The organism is Shewanella sp. 10N.286.54.B9, assembly GCF_041468565.1.
Taxonomy (GTDB): domain Bacteria; phylum Pseudomonadota; class Gammaproteobacteria; order Enterobacterales; family Shewanellaceae; genus Shewanella.
Genome location: NZ_JBFRIY010000012.1, coordinates 91,443 through 92,920, shown reverse-complemented (window position 1 = coordinate 92,920; position 1,478 = coordinate 91,443). Strand labels below are relative to the sequence as shown.

At 37.9% G+C, this 1,478-nt stretch carries 1 protein-coding gene and 1 pseudogene; one reads left to right on the top strand and one right to left on the bottom strand.

What is annotated here, in order from left to right:
* Window positions 1-496: 496 nt before the first annotated feature.
* Window positions 497-961, top strand: coding sequence for a nuclear transport factor 2 family protein (locus tag AB4135_RS03900; protein WP_371990471.1), 465 nt, complete (start codon window positions 497-499; stop codon window positions 959-961).
* 33 nt (window positions 962-994) lie between these two features.
* Here the strand turns inward: AB4135_RS03900 and AB4135_RS03895 are convergent.
* Window positions 995-1,105: pseudogene (locus tag AB4135_RS03895) on the bottom strand (IS110 family transposase); the annotation flags it as partial.
* Between the last annotated feature and the right edge of the window lie 373 nt (window positions 1,106-1,478).

Here is a 1,478-nt window from a genome sequence, read left to right as displayed (position 1 = left end):
AATTCGTGGGGATCCGTCAGGGTCAGTGTAAACTTTATTTGATTGCCATATATTTATCAATTCCACAACCTACTTTTAGACCCTTTGCACTAACTGATTTCTGTCCATCTGCGTGTTAGCAAATCTTGACAGGCACGTTCGTGTCGGGTGGACGACACTTGTTACCAGGTGTCATTCTTTTAAATCACGTGTTTCTTGATAGTTCAAATAGAAGAATCATACAGAATGGTTGGATTTCTGCAGAGCGAGAATAATAAGCTTCCACCAGACTGTAAGTCTTATAAGTCGAGGCCTACAGAAGAGCTTTAGACTCTTTCTGAAATGGACGCAAAACCTTTTCTCCCCACTCAATAAGGCAGTTTATGCCGCCTAAATTTAAAAATTATCTATTTACTGCAATGCCTTAGTAGTGATAGCTTGTTAAAAAATTAACGAGTTGCCAACAAGGTTGTCGGGCGACTAATGAATAAGCTGTTAGGCATACAAGGAGAGTTCAGTGAAAAAATTAACTTTAGTATTCATATCCCTTATTTTAGCTTTTTCAACTTCAGCAAATGATAAGTTCACGGCAGATCAGTTAATCGAAAAAGCAAAGGCATTTGTATCAGCCAAAAATGCTCGCCAACAACCAAATACAACCACTAAAGAAATAGATCATTATATATCGCTACTATCTGATAATTTCATCGATGAACATGTTAAGTTCAATTTTACGTATACTGATAAAACGAAACTCCGTTCAGATATGGTTGGTAAACTAAAAGATGAAGTTATAACCAGCAATATTGAGATAAATGAAATTATGGTCGGGGCTAATGTTGTTTTTATAAAAATGACTGAAATGGGTAAAATTAGGCCTGCGCATTTAGATAAAACAATTGAATATAGTAAAACTAATATTGTCTCATTAGAGTTTAACGAATCAGGTCTAGTAAAGCATATCCGCAGACATCACGGTTAATGTATGCCTAATAAACGATTATGGCGTCAATAGCTAAATTAGAGCTTTTGGCGCATCCCATATTACACCATCTCTTAGCATCGAGTTTAACGTTACAACCATCTTTCTGACTCAGACAATTATCGCTACTTTCTTTTGCTTGCCATACTTTCACTAATGATACTCATCACTTTAAGAGCTTTAGCTCTAACGCATTCCTGTCCAAAAGTGAGTTAACAACTACCATGGGCTTGCTAGGTATTCATCTGGGTTGAGCTGTGCAAGCTTCTAAATCATGGATGATTTAGCAGAGCCTATAGGGATATATTCACGGCGGCTTGCAAAAGCTCAAGGCAGGTGAATTACATATGACTATAATACGTTCTCTTGACCGACCTTTAAACTCTTGGTGATGACTCGTTCATGTCCATTAAGGAGTCGGACTCTGGGAACCGGCTGCTATTCATCTGAATTGGGGCTGTGCAAGCTTCTAAATCATGGATGATTTAGCAGAGCCTATAGGGATATATTCACGGCG